Source organism: Lysobacter oculi, from assembly GCF_003293695.1.
GTDB classification, from domain to species: Bacteria; Pseudomonadota; Gammaproteobacteria; order Xanthomonadales; family Xanthomonadaceae; genus Solilutibacter; species Solilutibacter oculi.
This window is the reverse complement of record NZ_CP029556.1, coordinates 2,116,227-2,135,408: the sequence shown is the minus strand read 5'-3', so window position 1 is coordinate 2,135,408 and position 19,182 is coordinate 2,116,227. Positions and strand designations below refer to the sequence as shown.

Below are 19,182 nucleotides of genomic sequence, written 5' to 3'. Positions count from 1 at the left end.
CGGCGGTCATTCCGCTGCCGGCACGGCCGGCTCCAGCACCACCGCGCTCTGCGCCTTAGGCATGCGCGCGCGCAGGCGCCAGCTTTCGTTGCCGGGGGTCAGGCTGAACTTCCAGTCGTGGACGCGCGCGTCCTCGAACGCCTCCTTCGACAGCCAGCCCGCGCCCTGCGGCGCCAGCATCAGCGTGCGGTCGAGCGCGCGGTCGGTGGGGTGCTCGGCCAGCAGGCGCAGCGTCTGCCCGCGCGGGAAATTACCGGAGACCGGCAGGGCCTCGATGCGCCCGTCGCGCTCGCGCAGCAGCATCCGCAGGCCGAGCGCCTGCGCGCGTTCGTCGGCGCCCAGATCGGTCTGCTGGATCTGCGCCGTGCGCTGCACGCTGTCGCTGACATCGCCGCCATCGCGCTGGCGGATGCCGACGACCAGCATCGCGATGCTCGCCACCACCACCGCGGCCGGCAGCCCGAAGACCAGCCAGACCATCGGTTCGCGATAGGCCTTGCGCGGCTGTCCGTCCATCACATCGGCCCGAAGAACTTGCTGTCGATCTGCTGGCTCGCCTTGCCGTCGGTGCTCTTGACCTCGAACTGCACGGTCTTCGCGCCCTTCACCGTCGCCGGCGCACGCAGCGACACCGGCAACGTCAGCACTTCCTCGGGCTCGGCCTCGACGGTCAGCGGCCCGCTGCCCATCCGCACGCCGTCGGCGTTCTTCACGTCGATCACGTAGGTGCGCGCCACGTTGTCCTTGTTGACCACGCGCAGGGTGTAGCCGTTCTCGGTCTCGCCGCCCTCGACCACGCGGTAGAGCGCGTTGCGGTCGCGCATCGCCTCGACGATCAGCGGCTTGCGATGGGTCACGCCCCAGGCCCAGGCCGCGAAGATGCCGCCCAGCAGCAGCGCGTAGACGATCACGCGCGGGCGCAGGACATGCGTGGTCTTGTTGTCGATGGCGTTCTGGGTGGAATAGCGGATCAACCCGCGCGGGTAACCCATCTTGTCCATCACCTCGTCGCAGGCGTCGATGCAGGCGCCGCAGGCGATGCACTCGTATTGCAGGCCGTTGCGGATGTCGATGCCGGTCGGGCAGACCTGCACGCAGATGGTGCAGTCGATGCAGTCGCCCAGCTCCTCGGCGGGGAACTTCGGCAGCGGCTCGCGAACCGGGTGGAACTCGGCCATGCCGGTATGCCCGCGCGCCTGCGCGGCGGAATCGGCGGCGACCGCGTGGCCCGAGGCGCGGAACACGAAGTCGTAGGCCTGCACCTTGTCGAGCAGGCCGCGTCCCCGTTCCAGCACGCTCTGCAGGCCCCGCTTGCGCGGGCCGCGCGGTTCGCCGCGCATCGGGTCGTAGGCGATGATCAGGGTGTTGCGGTCGAACATCGCGCTCTGGAAGCGCGCGTACGGGCACATGTACTTGCAGACCTGTTCGCGCAGGAAACCGGCGAAGCCCCAGGTGGCCAGCGCGTAGAAGAAGACCCAGAAGGTTTCCCAGCCGCCCCACTGCCAGCCGCTGGCGATCAGCGGCGCGCGTTCGAACAGCTCGCGGATCGGGGTGAAGAAGCCGACGAAGGTGAAGCCGGTCCACAGCGCGAACAGCGCCCAGGCGATGTGCTTGCTGCCCTTCTTCAGGATCTTCTCGCGGTTCCACGGCATCTGGTCCAGCTTCATACGGCGGCCGCGATCCCCCTCGATCGCGTTCTCGATCCACATGAAGATCTCGGTCCACACCGTCTGCGGACAGGCATAGCCGCACCACAGGCGGCCGGCGATCGCGGTCACGAAGAACAGCAGCAGGCCGGCCATGATCAGCAGCATCGCCAGGAAGATGAAATCCTGCGGCCAGAAGGTCAGCCCGAAGACGTAGAACTTGCGCGCCGGCAGGTCGAACAGCACCGACTGGCGGCCGGCCCAGTTGATCCACGGGAACACGTAGAACATGCCCAGCAGTACCCAGACCGCGATCTTGCGCAGGCGGTCGAAGCGTCCGCTGACTTCGCGGGCGTAGATCTTGCGCTCGCTGACGTAATACGAATTGCCGGCGTCATCGACGACGTCCAGCGGGATCTTCTTGCTCATGGCGATGTCACTCCGGCGGAAGCGCGCGGTTGAAACGGCTGGCCGGGCGCAACAGGATCCAGGTGAAGTAGCTGGACGACGCGGTCGCCAGCCAGAACATGAAGAAGCCGAGGCTGTAGCCCATGGCACGGCTCATCGGCAGGTCGGGGAACGTCTGGTCGCGCAGGGTGATCGGGTCGACGAAGGCGAAGAACACCATCGTCGCCACGCACGCGGCGAAGAAGCTCGGCCACGCGATCGCCCCGATCCGCTGTGCGAGCGGCCGGGGCGGATGATCGAACTGCGGCTGGGTGAAGTCCGGCATCAGTTCGCGGCTGCGGCGGGCTTGGCTGCCATCGTGCCACTCCCATGCGAGAGCGACCAGACATAGGCACCGACCAGGCGCGAACGGGTATCGCCCAGCAGCTCGCCGTGCGCCGGCATCACGCCATGGCGGCCGTTGCTGATGGTCTCGCGCAGGCTGGCGGTGCTGTCGCCGTACAGCCAGTCGCTGTCGGTCAGGTCGGGCGCGCCGAGCTGGGTGTTGCCCTTGCCTTCGGCGCCGTGGCAGCTGACGCAGACGCCGTCATAGAGCTTCTTGCCCTGGCTGGCCATGAAGTCGTTCTGCAGGTTGGCGCCCGGCTGCGACAGCGTCCGCACGTAGGCGATCACGTAGTCCACCGCCTTGTCGCCGCCGGTGCCCTTCAGCACGTCGCCCCACGGCGCCATGATGCCGTCGCGGCCCTTCTGGATCGAGGTCAGGATGTCGTCCGGCGTGCCGCCCCACTTCCACACGTTGTCGGTGAGGTTGGGATAGCCGACCGCGCCCTTCGCCGCCGAGCCGTGGCAGGTGGCGCAGGTGTTGTTGAAGATGCCCTTGCCGATCGTCACCGCCTTCGGGTCGGCGGCCAGCTGGTCGATCGGCTTGCCGGCGAACGGCGCGAAGGCGGCTTCGAGCTTCTTGTTCTCGACCGCCTGCTCCTTCTTCATCTCGCCCGCCGAGGTCCACTTGCCGACGCCGGCGAACGCACCGAAGCCCGGGTAGTAGATCAGGTAGCCCACCGAGAACAGGATGGTCAGCCAGAACAGATTGATCCACCACTTCGGCATCGGCTTGTTGTATTCGGTCAGGTCACCGTCCCAGACATGGCTGGTCTCGTCCGGCGCCGGATCGCCCGGGCGGCGCTTGGAATTGCTCCACAGCAGCCAGCAGCAGCCCAGCACGTTGATGAGCACCAGCACGATGATCCAGATCGACCATCCGCTGCCCAGGGAAGAGGTCCAGTCGCTCACGGTGAGTGCTCCTTGTTGCGTTGACCCGCATCGGTGCGGGCCGTGGTTTCCTGATCGTCCAGCGGCAGCCGGGCGGCGGCATCGAAATCACGCTTGCGGCGCGGACTCCATGCCCAGACCCAGCCGACGATGAACAGCACCAGCAGGCAGAGGGTGACGATGCCGTAGAACATCTCAGCTGCCCTTGGGCGCGTGCTTGCCGAGTCCCTGCAGGTAGGCGACCACGGCGTCCAGTTCGGTCTTGCCGGCGACCGCGGCGGGGGCGCCGTCGATGTCGGCCTGGGTGTAGGGCACACCGACCTTGGTCAGGCCGCGCATGTTGGCCTGCAGCTGGGGGGCGTCGATGTGGCCCTTCTCCAGCCACGGGAACGACGGCATGTTGGATTCCGGCACCACGTCGCGCGGGTTGTTGAGGTGGGCGCGGTGCCAGTCGTCCGAATAGCGGCCGCCGACGCGGGCCAGGTCCGGCCCGGTGCGCTTGCTGCCCCACTGGAACGGATGGTCGTAGACCGACTCGCCGGCCAGCGAATAGTGGCCATAGCGCTCGGTCTCGAAGCGCAGCGTGCGGATCATCTGCGAGTGGCAGTTGTAGCAGCCTTCGCGGATGTAGACGTCGCGGCCGGCCAGCTCCAGCGCCGGGTAGGGCTTGACGCCGGGCAGCGGCTGCACGGCCTCGGCCTGGAACATCAGCGGCACGATCTGCGCCAGGCCACCGAACGAGACCGCGATGGTGACCAGGATCACCATCAGGCCGACGTTCTTCTCGATCTTCTCGTGGGTGAAGCCCGTGTTGTTGTCATTGCTCATGGTCGATCCTCAGGCGCGGGCTTCGGAAGCGTGCGGCGGCAGCACCGGTTGCGGCGCGGTGACGGCATTGGCGGCACGCAGCGTCTTCACCACGTTCCAGGCCATCACGCCCATGCCGGCCAGCACCAGCAGGCCGCCGAGCAACCGGCCCAGGTAGTAGGGATAGGTGGCGTTGAGCGCTTCGACGAAGCTGTAGGTCAGCGTGCCGTCGGCATTGGTGGCGCGCCACATCAGGCCCTGCATCACGCCGGCGATCCACATCGAGGCGATGTAGAACACCACGCCCACCGTGTGCAGCCAGAAGTGCAGGTCGACCGCCTTGGTCGAGAACATCGACTTCTGCTGGGTCAGCCACGGGATCAGCGCGTAGATGGAACCGAGCGAGATCATCGCCACCCAGCCCAGCGCGCCGGCGTGCACGTGGCCGATCGTCCAGTCGGTGTAGTGCGAGAGCGAGTTGACCGTCTTGATCGACATCATCGGGCCCTCGAAGGTCGACATCATGTAGAAGCTGATGGAGACGATGAGGAACTTCAGCACCGGGTCTGTGCGCAGCTTATGCCAGGCGCCCGACAGGGTCATGATGCCGTTGAGCGCGCCGCCCCACGACGGCGCCAGCAGGATCAGCGAGAACACCATGCCCACGCCCTGCACCCAGTCCGGCAGCGCGGTGTAGTGCAGGTGGTGCGGGCCGGCCCACATGTAGACCGAGATCAGCGCCCAGAAGTGAACGATCGACAGGCGGTAGGAGTAGATCGGGCGGCCGGCGACCTTGGGCACGAAGTAGTACATCATCCCGAGGAAGCCCGCGGTCAGGTAGAAGCCCACCGCGTTGTGGCCGTACCACCACTGCACCATGGCATCGACCGTGCCCGAGTACACCGGGTAGGACTGCGTCCAGGAGGTCGGGATGGCCAGGCTGTTGACGATGTGGAGCAGCGCGATGGCGAGGATGAAGCCGCCGTAGAACCAGTTGGCGACGTAGATGTGCTTGACCTTGCGGATCGCGATGGTGCCGAAGAACAGCACCGCGTAGGCCACCCAGACCGCGGCGATGGCCACGTCGATCGGCCAGATCAGCTCGGCGTATTCCTTGCTCTGGGTGAAGCCCATCGGCAGGGTGATGGCGGCGGCCACGATGATCGCCTGCCAGCCCCAGAACACGAAGGCCGCCAGCTTGTCGGAGATCAGCCGCACGTGGCTGGTGCGCTGCACGCACCACAGGCTGGTGGCGAACAACGCCGATCCGCCGAAGGCGAAGATCACCGCATTGGTGTGCAGCGGGCGCAGGCGGCCGTACTGCAGCCACGAAATCCCGTCGGTCATGGCCGGCCAGTACAGCTGCGCGGCGATGAACACGCCGACCAGCATCCCGACGATGCCCCAGATCACGGTGGCGATGGCGAACTGCATCACCACCTTGTCGTTGTAGAAACCCTTGGGGTTGTTGTCCATTACGCAATCCTCACGGCGGCCAGCCATTTTCGAATCGTTGCGCCCGCGCCCACTTGATCGAAGTCAAATGGCGTACGAGGGCGTATTCACCGCCTAGTTTAGCCGCCTGCGCGCGCGCGGCCCAGCACACGGCCTATTTGCCGATGCAGAAGGTCGAGAAAATCGCGCCCAGCAGATCGTCCGGCAGGGTGCGCCCAGTGATGTCGCCCAGCGCGTCCTGCGCCAGCCGCAGCGCTTCCGCCGCCAGTTCCGGCTGCGCGGCCCGCAGTTCGCCGTCGGCGCGGGCGAGCCACTCGCCGCAGTCGGCCAGCGCGCGGACATGGCGCGCACGGGCGCTGAAGGCGCCCTCGCCCGCCGCCAGGTCGCTGCGGGCGATCGCGTTGATCGCCGCCGCCAGCGCGTCGAGCCCGCGGCCGTCGCGCGCGGATACGCGCAGGGCATCGCCGGGCATGGCGGCCGCCGCGTCATCGAGCAGATCGGCCTTGTTGTGGATGACGAGGCGCTGCGGCACTTCGGCCAGCCCGGCCAGCAGCGCCTCGGCGGCGTCCGGCGCGCGCGCATCCACCACCACCAGCGCCAGGTCGGCCTGCGCCAGTTCGGCATGCGCGCGGCGGATGCCCTCGCGCTCGATGGCGTCCTCGGTCTCGCGCAGGCCGGCGGTATCGACCAGGGTCAGTTCGATGTCGCCGACGCGCACGGTTTCGCGAAGCAGGTCGCGGGTGGTGCCGGCGATCTCGGTGACGATGGCGCGCTCGCTGCGGGCCAGCGCGTTGAGCAGCGAACTCTTGCCGGCGTTCGGCGGTCCGACGATCACCGCGTGCAGGCCGTCGCGCAGCCGTTGCCCGGCTTCGGCACGGGCGAGCAGGTGGGCGAGGTCGCTCCGGATCCCGGCCAGGGTCGCGCCGAGCCGCGCTTCGGACAGGGTCTCCAGCGGCTCGTCGGCGAAGTCGATGGCCGCTTCCGCCTGTACCCGCAGCGCCATCAGCCGCTCGGCGAGGGCTTCCACCTCGCGCGAGAACGCGCCGTCGAGCGAACGCCGCGCCGCGCGTGCGGCCTGTGCGCTGCCGGCCGCGATCAGGTCGGCCAGCGCCTCGGCCTGGGCCAGGTCCAGCTTGCCGTTGTCGAAGGCACGGGCACTGAATTCGCCGGGCCCGGCCTGGCGCGCGCCGTGGCTGATCGCGACATCCACCAGCTGCCGCAGCACCGCCGGGCTGCCGTGCGCCTGCAGTTCGGCGACGTCCTCGCCGGTGAAGCTGGCCGGCGCGCGGAACACCAGCGCGATGCCGTCGTCGATGACCTCGCCGCCCGCGTCGCGGAAGCGCGTGTAGCAGGCCTCGCGCACCGGCAGGGCGCGGCCGCAGACGGCTTCGGCGATGGCGATGGCGCGCGGCCCGGACAGCCGCACGATCCCCACCCCGCCCGCGCCGGCGGCGGTGGCGATGGCGACCAGGGTGTCGCGCGGGTGCGGGGATGCGTCTTCGCCCATGGTTGGCAGCATCGCAAAAACTTCGGGCCCGCGATGGGGGCCCGTCGTCGTCACTTCTTCGGCGTCTTCGCCGGCGCGCCCTTGGCGGGCGTGTCGCCGTATTTCTTCAGCATGTACCACTGCTGGATCAGGCCGAGGCCGCCGTTGGCCACCTGGTAGAGCACCAGGCCGGCCGGCAGGAAGGCCAGCAGGCCGCCGAACACGATCGGCATCGCCTTCATCATCTTCTGCTGCATCGGGTCCATGCCCGGCGTCATCGGCATCATGTGCTGGGTGGCGATCATGATCGCGGCGTTGAGCACCGGCAGGATGAAGTAAGGGTCGCGCGCGGTCAGGTCCTCGATCCAGCCGATCCACGGCGCGTGGCGCAGTTCCACCGCCTCCGACAGCACCCAGTACAGGGTCATGAAGATGATCGCCTGCGGGATGACCGGGAGACAGCCGCCGACCGGGTTGATCTTCTCGGTCTTGTAGAGCTCCATCATCGCCTGCTGGAACTTCTGCTTGTCGTCGCCGTAGCGCTCTTTCAGCTGGGCCAGGCGCGGTTGGAACTTGCGCATCTTGGCCGCCGACTTGTACTGCGCGTTCGACAGCGGGAACAGCGCGATCTTCAGCAGCACCACCAGGCCGATGATCGCCCAGCCCCAGTTGCCGATCAGCGCGTGCAGCTTGGACAGGACCCAGAACAGGCCCTCGCCGAGCATGGCGAAGATGTCGAAACGGCTGTAGTCCACCGCGCGGTCGAGCTTGGGCACGCCCTGCGCCTGGATCAGGTCGACCTGCTTCGGGCCCACCCACAGGCGTGCGGCGGTCGTCGCGCTCTGGCCCGGCGCCAGGGTGAACTGCGGGCCGGTGGCCGAGATCGAAGCCGCGCCGCCCTGCTGGTCGAGCGCGTACAGCGCCGGCTGGTCCGCCTGCGGGATCCAGGCGGTGAAGAAGTGGTGCTGCAGCATCGCCAGCCAGCCGCCGCCGATGGTCTGGTCGAGCTTGCCGTCATCCAGATAGTCGTCGAAGCGGCGACGCTCGTAGCCGCCCTCCTTGCTGTACCAGGTCGCGCCGCGGAAGCTGTAGGACTCCGGGTGGAACATGTTCGACTTCAGCTGCGGCGGCACGCGCACCAGCTGGCGGTAGACATAGCCGGTCCACGGCGCCGCGCCGGCGTTGGTCGCGACATCGCGCACTTCCACCGCATAGCTGCCGCGCTTCAATACATAGGTGCGGCGGATGCTGACGCCTTCCGGCCCGTTCCAGACGAAGGGGATTTCCAGCGTGTCCTGGCCGGCGCCCAGCGTATAGGCCTTGCCCGGCTCGGCCGGCACGAAGCCCGACTGGTGGTTCGGTGCCGCGGCGCCGTTGACGCCCACCCAGCCACTCTGCGCCGCGTAGAACCGCGCCGGGTCGGCATCGAACAGCACCACTGGCGGGCTGCCCGCGTCCTGGGTCTGCGGGTAGCGCAGCAGGTCGGCCTCGCGCACGCTGCCGCCATCGAGCGTCAGCCGCAGCACGTCGGTGCTGGCGACGACTTCCGGCGCGGACGGCGCGGCTTTCGACACCGGCGCCTGGCCCGGGGCCACCGGCACGTTGCCGACCGGCACCGCATTGGCGGGCGCTGCCGCAGGCTGGCCCGGCACCATCGCCGGCGGCGCGGCCACCTGGGCCACGGCGGCGGCCGGCGCATGCGCGACCTGCTGCTCCTTGCCCCACTCCATCCACAGCAGCGTCGCCACCATCAGCCAGGCGAAGAGAAGGAAAAGGCGGGTCTGGTTCATTCAGGCGTGCTCATGTCAGGCCGATCGCGCGGCCCGGGGTGCTGGGGAAGGGAATCGCCGCGCATTGTGCCGGTCGCATCCGGACGCGGCAACGCGCCGGCACGGCGCAGGGTGTCGAGGAAGGCGCTTGCCAGCGCCGCGTTGTCGAGTTTGCCGGCGGCGGGCTTGGCCACCACCACCAGCGCGCGGGCCGCCATCAGCGCGCGATGGCGACGGAAGGCGTCGCGCAGCACGCGCTTGATGCGGTTGCGGCCGACCGCATGCGGATCGACCTTGCGCGAGACCGCCAGGCCCAACGTCGCGCCGGCGTCGGTCTCGGCCGGCGGCGCCACGTGCAGGGTGAAGGCGGGATGGTGGACGCGGCGGGCGTTCTCGAACACACGCCGGTACTGCGCAGGCAAACGCACCCGCGCCGTTTTCGGGAAACGGGCGGGTGCGGAAGGTGTCATTGCAGCGTCAGGGGCAGGCCTGCGCGCCGGAAACCGTGGGCGGCGCAACGCTGCGCCGGCCGGGCGGATCAGGCGGACAGGACCTTGCGGCCCTTGGCGCGGCGACGGGCCAGGATCTTGCGGCCGTCGGCGGTCGCCATGCGGGCACGGAAACCGTGGTCGCGCTTGCGCTTGAGGTTGCTGGGCTGGAAAGTGCGCTTGGTGGCCATGGATCAGGACCGATTGAATAAACAGAACCGAAAATTCTAGCGCCTGATTCCGGGTGCGGTCAACCCGGCCCCGCCCTAGGCCTCCGCGCGGGCGGCGCCGGTGCTAACCTCAGCGGTCCTGCACGCCGGTTTGTCTGGCGAGTCCAGAGCCAGCCCGACCGCCCGATGACGCCTTCCCCGCTCCCGCCCGACCCGCTTACCCCGTCCGATCCCTGGCCGCTGTGCATGGAACGCCTCGCCGCGGAATTGCCGCTGGAAGACGTCCACACCTGGCTCAAGCCGCTGCAGGCCAGCCCGCAGGCGCACGCGATGGTGCTCTACGCGCCGAACGCCTTCGTGGTGGACGAGGTGCGGGCCCGCTACCTGCCGCGCATCCGCGAGCTGCTGGCGCACTTCGCCGGCAGCCCGGAAGTCCAGCTGGAGATCGGCACCCTGCCCCAGGCGCGCCCCGCGGCCCCCTCGGCGCCGATGTACCCGGCGCGCCCGATGCCCACCGCCGAACCGTTCTTCGGCAACATCGACAGTCATTACAGCTTCGACAATTTCGTCGAGGGCCGCAGCAATCAGATGGCGCGCGCCGCCGCCTGGCAGGCCGCGCAGAAACCGGGCGACCGCCTCCACAACCCGCTGCTGCTCTACGGCGGCACCGGGCTGGGCAAGACCCACCTGATGTTCGCCGCCGGCAACGAGATGCGCCGGATCAACCCGGCCGCGCGCGTGCTCTACATGCGCTCCAACGAGTTCTACAACGAGTTCTTCCGTGCCCTGCAGGAACGCACCGCCGACCAGTTCAAGCGGCGTTTCCAGCAGATCGACGCCCTGCTGATCGACGACATCCAGTTCTTCGCCGGCAAGGACCGCACGCAGGAGGAGTTCTTCCACACCTTCAACACCCTGTTCGACGGCAAGCAGCAGATCATCCTGACCTGCGACCGCTACCCGCGCGAGGTGGAGGGGCTGGAAGCCCGGCTGAAGTCGCGGCTGGCCTGGGGCCTGTCGGTGGCGATCGACCCGCCCGACTTCGAGACCCGCGCCCAGATCGTGCTGGCCAAAGCCCGCGAGCGCGGTGTGCAGCTGCCGGAGGATGTCGCCTTCCTGCTGGCCAAGCGCATGCATTCCAACGTCCGCGACCTGGAAGGCGCGCTCAACACGCTGGCCGCGCGGGCCAACTTCACCGGCCGCGCGATCACCGCCGAGTTCGCCCAGGAAACCCTGCGCGACCTGTTGCGCGCGCAGCAGGCGCTGGTGTCCATCCCCAACATCCAGAAGACCGTGGCAGACTACTACGGGCTGCCGCTCAGGGATCTCCTGTCCAAGCGCCGCACCCGCTCGCTTGCCCGTCCCAGGCAGGTGGCGATGGCGCTGGCCAAGGAGTTGACCGACCACAGCCTGCCGGAAATCGGGGACGCCTTCGGGGGGCGCGACCACACCACGGTGCTGCATGCCTGCAAGCAGGTCCGCAGCCTGGTGGACAGCGACCCGAAGCTGCACGAGGACTGGGACAAACTGCTGCGCAAGCTCACCGAATAAGTCTCTGGATGGGCCTGTGCCGCGGCTGTGGATAAGTTGGGGATGCAAATCGAGGGAAAAGTTGTCCACAGGATGCTCCACCTTTGTACGCCAGTTTCCAGCCCGGTTTGTGATCTGAAATATTGTTTTGAATCAAGGGGTTGAAGTCGTTTTCCCGGAAATCCGGCCCCTCCAGCACCACCATCTTTTGAAGTTATCCATCCTTAAAAGCTAGATGGCCACGACGCCCCAAGGAATCCTCTGATGCGCTTCTCCCTGCAACGCGAAGCCCTGTTGAAACCCCTGGCCCAGGTGGTCAACGTGGTCGAACGCCGGCAAACCCTGCCGGTGCTGGCCAACCTGCTGCTGCAGGTCGAGGACGGGCGGATCTCGCTGACCGGTACCGATCTGGAAGTCGAGATGATCGCGCGGGCCGATGCCCAGGACACCGAGGCGGGCGAAACCACCATCCCGGCGCGCAAGTTCTTCGACATCGTCCGTGCCCTGCCCGACGGCAGCAAGATCACGGTCAGCCAGTCCGGCGACAAGATCAGCGTGCAGGCCGGCCGCAGCCGCTTCAGCCTGTCCAGCCTGCCGGCCAACGACTTCCCCTCGATCGACGAGGTCGATGCCACCGAGCACATCCGCGTGCCGGAATCCGCACTCAAGGAACTGATTGATCGCACCGCCTTCGCGATGGCCCAGCAGGACGTGCGCTACTACCTCAACGGCCTGTTGTTCGACCTGCGCGATGCCAGCCTGCGCTGCGTCGCCACCGACGGCCACCGCCTCGCCCTGTGCGAAGCGCCGCTGGAACAGGGCGGCCAGAAGCGCCAGATCATCGTGCCGCGCAAGGGCGTGCAGGAACTGCAGCGCCTGCTGGAAGGCGGCGACCGCGTGCTGGACCTGGAACTCGGCCGCAGCCACATCCGGGTCAAGCGCGACGATGTCACCTTCACCAGCAAGCTGATCGACGGCCGCTTCCCCGATTACGAGGCGGTGATCCCGATCGGCGCCGACAAGCAGGTCAAGGTGGACCGCGAGGCCCTGCGTGCCGCCCTGCAGCGCGCCGCGATCCTGTCGAACGAGAAATACCGCGGCGTGCGGGTGGAAGTCTCGCCCGGCCAGATGCGCATCCAGACCAACAATCCGGAGCAGGAAGAGGCGCAGGAGGATGTCGAGGCCGAGACCAAGGTCGACGGCCTGGCTATCGGCTTCAACGTCACCTACCTGCTGGATGCCCTGACCGCCCTGCGCGACGAGCAGGTCATCATCTCGATGCGCGATGCCAATTCCTCCGCCCTGGTGCAGGAAGCCGGCAACGACCGCAGCCGGCACGTGGTGATGCCGCTTCGCCTCTGATGTCGCCAGCGATGTTCCACGTGAAACACGACCGCCCGGCCCGTCCGGGCGGTTTCGCATGCGGGGTCGGCTGAGGTGCGGATCACCCGGCTCGATATCGGCGCGGTGCGCTCGATCACCGAAGCACGGCTGGAACCGGCCGCCGGCGTCAACCTGCTGGTGGGCGAAAACGGCGCCGGCAAGACCAGCGTGCTGGAAGCAATCCATCTGCTCGGCTACGGGCGCAGCTTCCGTGGCCGGGTGCGCGACGGGTTGATCGCGACGGGGGCGCCGTCCCTGCAGGTGTACGCGGAATGGCTGGATGGTGGAGATCGCCCGCACAAGGTCGGGATGCGGCATGCGGGCGGCGACTGGGAAGGCCGGCTGGATGGCGAATCCGTGGCGCAACTGGGCGATCTCTGTGCGGCCGTGGCAGTCACCACCTTCGAGCCGACCAGCCATGCGCTGGTTTCAGGTGGCGGTGAGCCGCGCCGACGCTTCCTCGACTGGGGGTTGTTCCACGTGGAACCGGACTACCTCCGTCAATGGCGGCGCTATGCCCGGGCGCTGAAGCAACGCAATGCGCTGCTCAAGGCGCGCAACGCCGGGCCGCAGCTCGACAGCTGGGACTATGAGCTGGCCGAGGCCGCCGAACCCCTGCAACGCCAACGCGAGGACTACGTCGCCGCCTTGCTCCCGCACCTGCAGGCGGTCACCGAGCAGCTGCTGCCGTCGTTCGGGATTGCCGCGCTGACCCTGCAGGCAGGCTGGAAGCAGGACACCCTGTCGCTGGCCGATGCGCTGCTGCTGGGCCGCGAACGTGACCTGGCCCTGGGTCATACCGGCGTCGGGCCGCATCGCGCGGATTGGCGGGTGGATTTCGTCGCCCGGCCCGATCGCGAGCCCTATTCGCGAGGCCAGGCCAAGCTGGTCGCGTTGGCCTGCCTGCTGGCGCAGGCACGACACCTGCATGCGGCACGCGGCGAATGGCCGGTGGTGCTGCTCGATGACTTCGCTTCGGAGTTGGACGCCCGTCATCGCCGCCGGGTGCTGGACGAGCTGCTGGCGGGTGGGGCGCAGGTCTTCATGACCGGCGTCGAGGCACCACCGGAGCTGGAAGGACTGCCGATCCGCATGTTCCACGTGGAACACGGACAGGTCCGGCGGCAGGACTGAGCCCGGGCCGGCAGGCCCCGGGTGGTACAATCAGGCATCGAAAAACCGCCTTCCGGCGCGCCTTCCCGGCTGCGCCCCACTGGAGTTCCCATCCGCATGACGGAAGCGACCGAGGCCCCGCAGGGCCAGCCGAACACGAATTACGATTCCAGCAAGATCACCGTCCTCCGCGGCCTTGAGGCCCTCCGCAAGCGCCCCGGCATGTATATCGGCGATGTGCATGATGGCAGCGGCCTGCACCACATGGTGTTCGAGGTGGTCGACAACTCGATCGACGAGGCGCTGGCCGGCCACGCCGACGACATCACCGTGACCATCCATCAGGACGGTTCGGTCTCGGTCAGCGACAACGGCCGCGGCATCCCGGTCGACATCCACAAGGAAGAGGGCGTCTCGGCGGCCGAGGTCATCATGACCGTGCTGCACGCCGGCGGTAAGTTCGACGACAACAGCTACAAGGTATCCGGCGGCCTGCACGGCGTCGGCGTGAGCGTGGTCAACGCGCTGTCCGACAAGCTGACCCTGGATATCTGGCGCGACGGCGGCCATCACCAGGTTGAATTCAAGCTGGGCGAGGTCATGGCCCCCACGCGCCGGGTCGGTGACCAGGGCGACAAGCGTGGCACCGTGGTGCGCTTCTGGCCGTCGTCGGAAGTGTTCACCGACACCGAATTCCATTACGACATCCTGGCCCGCCGCCTGCGCGAGCTGTCCTTCCTCAATTCCGGCGTCAAGATCGTGCTGCGCGACGAGCGCGGCGAGGGCGAGACCACCACGTTCCAGTACGAAGGCGGCATCCGCAGCTTCGTCGAGCATCTGGCGCAGCTGAAGAACCCGCTGCACCCGAACGTGATCTCGGTGACCGGCGAGCAGAACGGCATCACCGTGGACGTGGCCCTGCAGTGGACCGACGCCTACCAGGAAACGATGTTCTGCTTCACCAACAACATCCCGCAGAAGGACGGCGGCACCCACCTGCAGGGGTTCCGCGCAGCGCTGACCCGCACGTTGACCAACTACATCGAGCAGAGCGGCATCGCCAAGCAGGCCAAGGTCAACCTGAGCGGCGACGACATGCGCGAAGGCATGATCGCCGTGCTGTCGGTCAAGGTGCCGGACCCGAGCTTTTCCAGCCAGACCAAGGAGAAGCTGGTCAGTTCCGAGGTGAGGCCGGTCGTTGAGAGCACGTTCGGTGCACGTTTGGAGGAGTTTCTCCAGGAACACCCGAATGAGGCCCGTGCCATCGCCGGCAAGATCGTCGATGCCGCCCGCGCCCGCGAGGCCGCCCGCAAGGCCCGCGACCTGACCCGCCGCAAGGGCGCGCTGGATATCGCCGGCCTGCCGGGCAAGCTGGCCGACTGCCAGGAGAAGGATCCGGCGCTGTCCGAGCTGTTCATCGTCGAGGGTGACTCCGCCGGCGGCTCGGCCAAGCAGGGCCGCAACCGCAAGACGCAGGCGATTCTGCCGCTCAAGGGCAAGATCCTGAACGTGGAACGCGCCCGTTTCGACCGCATGCTGGCCTCGGCCGAGGTCGGCACGCTGATCACCGCGCTGGGCACCGGCATCGGCAAGGATGAATATAACCCGGATAAATTGCGCTACCACCGCATCATCCTGATGACCGACGCGGACGTCGACGGCAGCCACATCCGCACCCTGCTGTTGACCTTCTTCTACCGGCAGATGCCGGAGCTGATCGAGCGCGGCCACGTCTACATCGGCCTGCCGCCGCTCTACAAGATCAAGCAGGGTAAGAACGAGCTGTACCTGAAGGACGACGCGGCGCTCGACGCCTACCTCGCCAACAACGCGGTGGAGGGCGCTTCGCTCGTTCCCGCGACCGACGAACCGGCGATCGAGGGCGCGGCGCTGGAGAAGCTGCTGATGGCCTTCGCCGAAGCCCGCGCGGCGATCGCCCGCAGCGCGCACCGCTTCGACCCGATCGTGCTGGAGTCGCTGATCGACTTCACCCCGCTCGATGCCGCTTCGCTGGCCGCCAACACCGACGAGGCGCACGAGCTCGACGCGCTGGCCGCGCGGCTCAACCGCACCGGCCTCGGCAAGCCGCGCTATTCGCTGCGCATCCAGCCGGCCACCGAGGGCCACCCGGCGGCGCTGCTGATCACCCGCCTGCACATGGGCGAGGAACTGACCCAGGTGCTGCCGCTGTCGATCTTCGAATTCGGCGAGCTCAAGGCCCTGCGCGAAGCCGCCGCGGTGCTGCATGGCCTGATCCGCGACGGCGCCCAGATCATGCGCGGCAACCGCGCGCAGGCGGTGTCGAGCTTTGCCGACGCGCAGGCCTGGTTGCTGGAGGAGGCCAAGCGCGGCCGCCAGATCCAGCGCTTCAAGGGCCTCGGCGAAATGAACCCCGAGCAGCTCTGGGACACCACGGTGAACCCGGAAACCCGCCGCCTGCTGCAGGTGCGGATCGAGGACGCGGTCGCCGCCGACCAGATTTTCACCTGCCTGATGGGCGATGTGGTCGAGCCGCGCCGCGAGTTCATCGAGGACAACGCGCTCAAGGTCGCCAACCTCGACGTGTAGCCCGGCGGGCGTGCCGGCCTGACAGAATGGCCGGATGAACACGCCACCGCCCGTGCCCGCTTCCATCGAGCCCACGCCGCCCATCGGGGCGGCGTCGGGCATTCCGCAGCCCGTATCCCCGCCGGCCCGTCCGCCGCGGCCCTGGCTCGGCTTCGTGCTGGATTTCCTGATGGCGATGGGGCTGCTGCTGGCCACCACGCTGGTCGGGATGATCGTCTGGGGCATCGTCCGCGCGATGCAGGTCGTGGCCACCCGCGGCCCGGAACTCGCCGCGGACGGCGCCGCTTTCACCCGTGCCATCGGCGAACCCGGTGCCGTGCCGCTGCTGGTGGTGGGCAGCCTGGCGATGCTGGCCGCCGCCGGCCTCGTCTACCGCTGGCGGCGTCGCGCATCGAACGAGGAAATCGCGCGTTCGCGCGCCGCGGCCATGCAGCCGCGCACCTGGCTGGAAGGCATCGGCGTCGGCGTCGGCCTGTTCGTGGCCAGTACCGCGCTGATGATGCTCCTGGAGCGATTCGGGCACGTACCGGAACCCAGCAACCTGCAGATGCTCGAACAGGCGCTGGCGTTCTCGCCGATGCTGCTGCTGTTCGTCGCCGTGCTGATGGCGCCGCTGGCCGAGGAACTGCTGTTCCGCCGGGTGCTGTTCGGGCGGCTGTGGGCGGCCGGCAAGCCGATGGCCGGCATCGTCGCCAGCAGCCTGCTGTTCGCGCTGATGCACGAGATCCCCGGCACCACCGGGGCGCCGTGGCCGATGACCCTGATCCTGCTGGTGTTCTACGCGCTGATGGGCGCGAGCTTCGCCTGGATCTACCGGCGTCGCGGCACGCTGTGGGCGGCGATCCTCGCCCACGCCACCAACAACCTGCTGGCCTGCGCGATGTTGATGGCCGGCATCGGCAGCTGAAGCTGTCGCGTACCGTTGACACGCCATTGAACAGGCCCGGCGTACAACCGGGTTCCCACCTGTCCCTTCAGGAAACCTGACATGCGCCTTCGCACATCCCGCACCCTGTTGCTGTCCGCCGCGGTGGCGCTCGCCATCACCGCCTGCGCCACCACGACCTCGCCGACCGGCCGCAAGCAGATCGTCGGTGGCGTTTCCCAGCAGCAGCTGGACCAGATGGGCGAACAGGCGTTCGCGCAGATGAAGGCGCAGAAGGCGCAGACCAATGACAGCCGCCAGCGCGCCTACGCGAGCTGCGTGGTCAATGCGCTGGTCCGCGAACTGCCGGCCGACTGGCAGCAGCGCTATCGCTGGGAGTCGGCGGTGTTCGTCGACAGCAACCCGAACGCCTTCGCGCTGCCGGGTGGCAAGGTCGGCCTGTACACCGGCATCTTCGGCGTGGCGAAGACCCAGGACCAGTTGGCCGGGGTAATTTCCCATGAAATCGGCCACGTCATCGCCAACCACCACAACGAGCGCATCACCCGCCAGCTCGGCACCCAGGGTGCGCTGCAGGTGGCTGGCGCCATCCTCGGCGCCCGTTACGGGCAGGGGATCGGCGATGCGGCGATGCAGGGCGGCAGCATCCTCGCCCAGACCGGCTTCCTGCTGCCGGGTTCGCGCACCCAAGAAAGCGAGGCTGACGTGGTCGGCCAGCAGCTGATGGCGCGTGCCGGCTTCGATCCCCGGCAGATGGTCAACCTGTGGCAGAACATGATCGCGGCCAGCGGCAACCGCCAGCCGGAATGGCTGTCCACCCACCCGGATCCGCAGTCGCGCCTGTCCGAGCTCAACCAGCGCGCCGCCGGCCTGATGCCCGCCTACCTGCAGGCGCGGGCGGCCGGCCGCAAGCCGAACTGCGGCTGATCCGCGCCCATTGCAGCTGAACAAGCGGGACGGGACAGCTTCGGGAACCGGGCGCATTCTGTTAATTTCCAACGTCTGCGCCCGCCTCGGGCACCACCAGAACAGGAGTTCCCCATGAACACCCCCCGCCGCGCCCTGACCGCCGCGATTTCGCTGGCCGTCTGCGCCGCCATCGCCACCCCCGCCTTCGCCCAGATGACCGAGCGCCGCCAGGAGCGCCGCAACCAGGAGAAGAAGCAGGCCGCCGCCGCCGCCGAGCAGAAGGAAGCGCCGCAGTTCCCGCAGGCCACCCGCGAAGAGCCGAAGACGCGCGCCACCGAAAAGGGCATCAAGACCCTGCAGGAAATCAGCAAGGCCTACGACGAGCAGAACTACACCGGCCTGCTGGCCAAGGCCGTGCCGTTCGCCGAGGCGACCACCAATGCCTACGAGAAGGCCTTCGCGTACCAGCTGGCGGCCGTCGCCGCCGCCGAGACCAACGACATCGCCAAGTCGGCCCAGTACTTCCAGGCCGCGATCGACGCCAACGGCCTCGACAACAACAGCCACTACCGCGTCATGAGCAACCTGGCGGCCACCCAGTCGCAGCTTGAGCAGTGGGATGCCTCGATCAAGACGTTGGACCGGTTCCTCGCCGAGACCAAGACCGACGATCCGAAGTACCTGTCGATGAAGGCGGGCCTGCTGTCGGCGGCCGGCCGCAACGACGAGGCGTCCAAGCTGTTCGCCGAACTGCTGGCGAAGAACCCGGGCGACAAGAAGTTGCTGATGAACACCGTCGCCACCCTGCAGCAGTCCGACCGCTTCGCCGAAGCCAACAAGCTGCTGCTGGACGCGCAGAAGAAGGGCCAACTCACCGAGGACCGCGAATACCGCGCGCTCTATTCGGGCCTGTTGAACGAGGACAACCACTGGAAGCAGGCGGCCGCGGTGATCGACGAGGGCGCCGCCAAGGGCGTGCTGCAGAAGAACGAGGACCTCGGCAAGGCCTACGCGATCGTCGCCAACCAGGCGTTCTTCGCCGACGACCTCAATGCCGCCGCCAAGTACTACGCGCTGGCCGCACCGCTGATGTCCGATGGCGAGGCCTGGCTCAACCTTGCCAAGGTCTACAACAACCAGGGCAAGAAGGCCGAGCAGCGCAACGCCGCGCAGCAGGCGCTGAAGAAGGGTGTCAAGAACACCGCCGAAGCCCAGCGGCTGGCCAGTCCGAAGTGATGCCGTAGGCAAAAGCCCCGGCGGTGTGTGGTGCAAGCCGCCGGGATTGGTATAAG

General features: G+C 68.0%; 18 protein-coding genes. 7 read left to right on the top strand and 11 right to left on the bottom strand.

Features of this window, described 5'->3' with window-relative positions; translation table 11 throughout:
* Positions 1–6 precede the first annotated feature (6 nt).
* From DCD74_RS10300 to rpmH, 11 genes are all read right to left on the bottom strand, one after another.
* Complete coding sequence (locus DCD74_RS10300) at positions 7–516, bottom strand: FixH family protein (RefSeq protein WP_112927228.1); 510 nt, start codon at positions 514–516, stop codon at positions 7–9.
* Positions 516–2,075 (bottom strand): 4Fe-4S dicluster domain-containing protein, encoded by a 1,560-nt coding sequence (locus DCD74_RS10295; RefSeq protein WP_112927227.1) that lies wholly within the window; start codon positions 2,073–2,075, stop codon positions 516–518. The genes DCD74_RS10300 and DCD74_RS10295 overlap by 1 nt, the downstream gene beginning before the upstream one ends.
* Before the next feature lie 7 nt (positions 2,076–2,082).
* Positions 2,083–2,379 carry a hypothetical protein gene (locus tag DCD74_RS10290; protein ID WP_112927226.1) on the bottom strand — a complete coding sequence of 99 codons (297 nt, stop codon included), beginning with the start codon at positions 2,377–2,379 and terminating at the stop codon, positions 2,083–2,085.
* Entirely contained in the window at positions 2,379–3,347 is a 969-nt protein-coding gene (ccoP, locus tag DCD74_RS10285) for a cytochrome-c oxidase, cbb3-type subunit III (RefSeq protein ID WP_237049594.1), read from the bottom strand. Before ccoP ends, DCD74_RS10290 begins: the two co-directional genes overlap by 1 nt.
* Positions 3,344–3,520: a cbb3-type cytochrome oxidase subunit 3 gene (locus tag DCD74_RS10280; protein ID WP_112927225.1), complete on the bottom strand. Its 177-nt coding sequence runs from the start codon at positions 3,518–3,520 to the stop codon at positions 3,344–3,346. The genes ccoP and DCD74_RS10280 overlap by 4 nt, the downstream gene beginning before the upstream one ends.
* A 1-nt stretch (position 3,521) precedes the next feature.
* The gene (gene ccoO / locus DCD74_RS10275; protein ID WP_112927224.1) at positions 3,522–4,154 is read right to left on the bottom strand and encodes a cytochrome-c oxidase, cbb3-type subunit II; all 633 of its coding nucleotides are present in this window, start codon (positions 4,152–4,154) and stop codon (positions 3,522–3,524) included.
* Positions 4,155–4,163: 9 nt separating this feature from the next.
* On the bottom strand, positions 4,164–5,609 hold the full coding sequence (ccoN, locus tag DCD74_RS10270) for a cytochrome-c oxidase, cbb3-type subunit I (protein ID WP_112927223.1): 1,446 nt from the start codon (positions 5,607–5,609) through the stop codon (positions 4,164–4,166).
* A 133-nt stretch (positions 5,610–5,742) separates the two neighbouring features.
* The gene (gene mnmE, locus DCD74_RS10265) at positions 5,743–7,107 is read right to left on the bottom strand and encodes a tRNA uridine-5-carboxymethylaminomethyl(34) synthesis GTPase MnmE (RefSeq protein ID WP_237049593.1); all 1,365 of its coding nucleotides are present in this window, start codon (positions 7,105–7,107) and stop codon (positions 5,743–5,745) included.
* Between the two features lie 38 nt (positions 7,108–7,145).
* On the bottom strand, positions 7,146–8,864 hold the full coding sequence (gene yidC / locus DCD74_RS10260; RefSeq protein WP_112927222.1) for a membrane protein insertase YidC: 1,719 nt from the start codon (positions 8,862–8,864) through the stop codon (positions 7,146–7,148).
* Positions 8,861–9,313 carry a ribonuclease P protein component gene (rnpA, locus tag DCD74_RS10255; protein WP_112927221.1) on the bottom strand — a complete coding sequence of 151 codons (453 nt, stop codon included), beginning with the start codon at positions 9,311–9,313 and terminating at the stop codon, positions 8,861–8,863. The genes yidC and rnpA overlap by 4 nt, the downstream gene beginning before the upstream one ends.
* 68 nt (positions 9,314–9,381) lie before the next feature.
* The gene (gene rpmH, locus DCD74_RS10250) at positions 9,382–9,522 is read right to left on the bottom strand and encodes a 50S ribosomal protein L34 (protein ID WP_112927220.1); all 141 of its coding nucleotides are present in this window, start codon (positions 9,520–9,522) and stop codon (positions 9,382–9,384) included.
* A gap of 165 nt (positions 9,523–9,687) precedes the next feature.
* Here rpmH and dnaA point away from each other — a divergent pair, with 165 nt between their 5' ends.
* The 7 genes from dnaA (at position 9,688) to DCD74_RS10215 (ending at position 19,126) form a co-directional block, all read left to right on the top strand.
* Positions 9,688–11,052 (top strand): chromosomal replication initiator protein DnaA, encoded by a 1,365-nt coding sequence (gene dnaA, locus DCD74_RS10245; protein ID WP_112927219.1) that lies wholly within the window; start codon positions 9,688–9,690, stop codon positions 11,050–11,052.
* A 243-nt stretch (positions 11,053–11,295) separates the two neighbouring features.
* The gene (gene dnaN / locus DCD74_RS10240; protein WP_112927218.1) at positions 11,296–12,393 is read left to right on the top strand and encodes a DNA polymerase III subunit beta; all 1,098 of its coding nucleotides are present in this window, start codon (positions 11,296–11,298) and stop codon (positions 12,391–12,393) included.
* Positions 12,394–12,468: 75 nt separating this feature from the next.
* A complete protein-coding gene (gene recF, locus DCD74_RS10235; protein ID WP_112927217.1) occupies positions 12,469–13,548 on the top strand; it encodes a DNA replication/repair protein RecF in 1,080 nt (359 codons plus the stop codon).
* A 96-nt stretch (positions 13,549–13,644) separates the two neighbouring features.
* Positions 13,645–16,095 carry a DNA topoisomerase (ATP-hydrolyzing) subunit B gene (gene gyrB, locus DCD74_RS10230; protein ID WP_112927216.1) on the top strand — a complete coding sequence of 817 codons (2,451 nt, stop codon included), beginning with the start codon at positions 13,645–13,647 and terminating at the stop codon, positions 16,093–16,095.
* Between the two features lie 34 nt (positions 16,096–16,129).
* Positions 16,130–17,002: a CPBP family intramembrane glutamic endopeptidase gene (locus DCD74_RS10225; RefSeq protein ID WP_112927215.1), complete on the top strand. Its 873-nt coding sequence runs from the start codon at positions 16,130–16,132 to the stop codon at positions 17,000–17,002.
* An 81-nt stretch (positions 17,003–17,083) separates the two neighbouring features.
* Complete coding sequence (locus tag DCD74_RS10220; RefSeq protein WP_112927214.1) at positions 17,084–17,908, top strand: M48 family metallopeptidase; 825 nt, start codon at positions 17,084–17,086, stop codon at positions 17,906–17,908.
* A 114-nt stretch (positions 17,909–18,022) separates the two neighbouring features.
* Complete coding sequence (locus DCD74_RS10215) at positions 18,023–19,126, top strand: tetratricopeptide repeat protein (RefSeq protein ID WP_112927213.1); 1,104 nt, start codon at positions 18,023–18,025, stop codon at positions 19,124–19,126.
* The last annotated feature ends 56 nt before the right edge of the window (positions 19,127–19,182 follow it).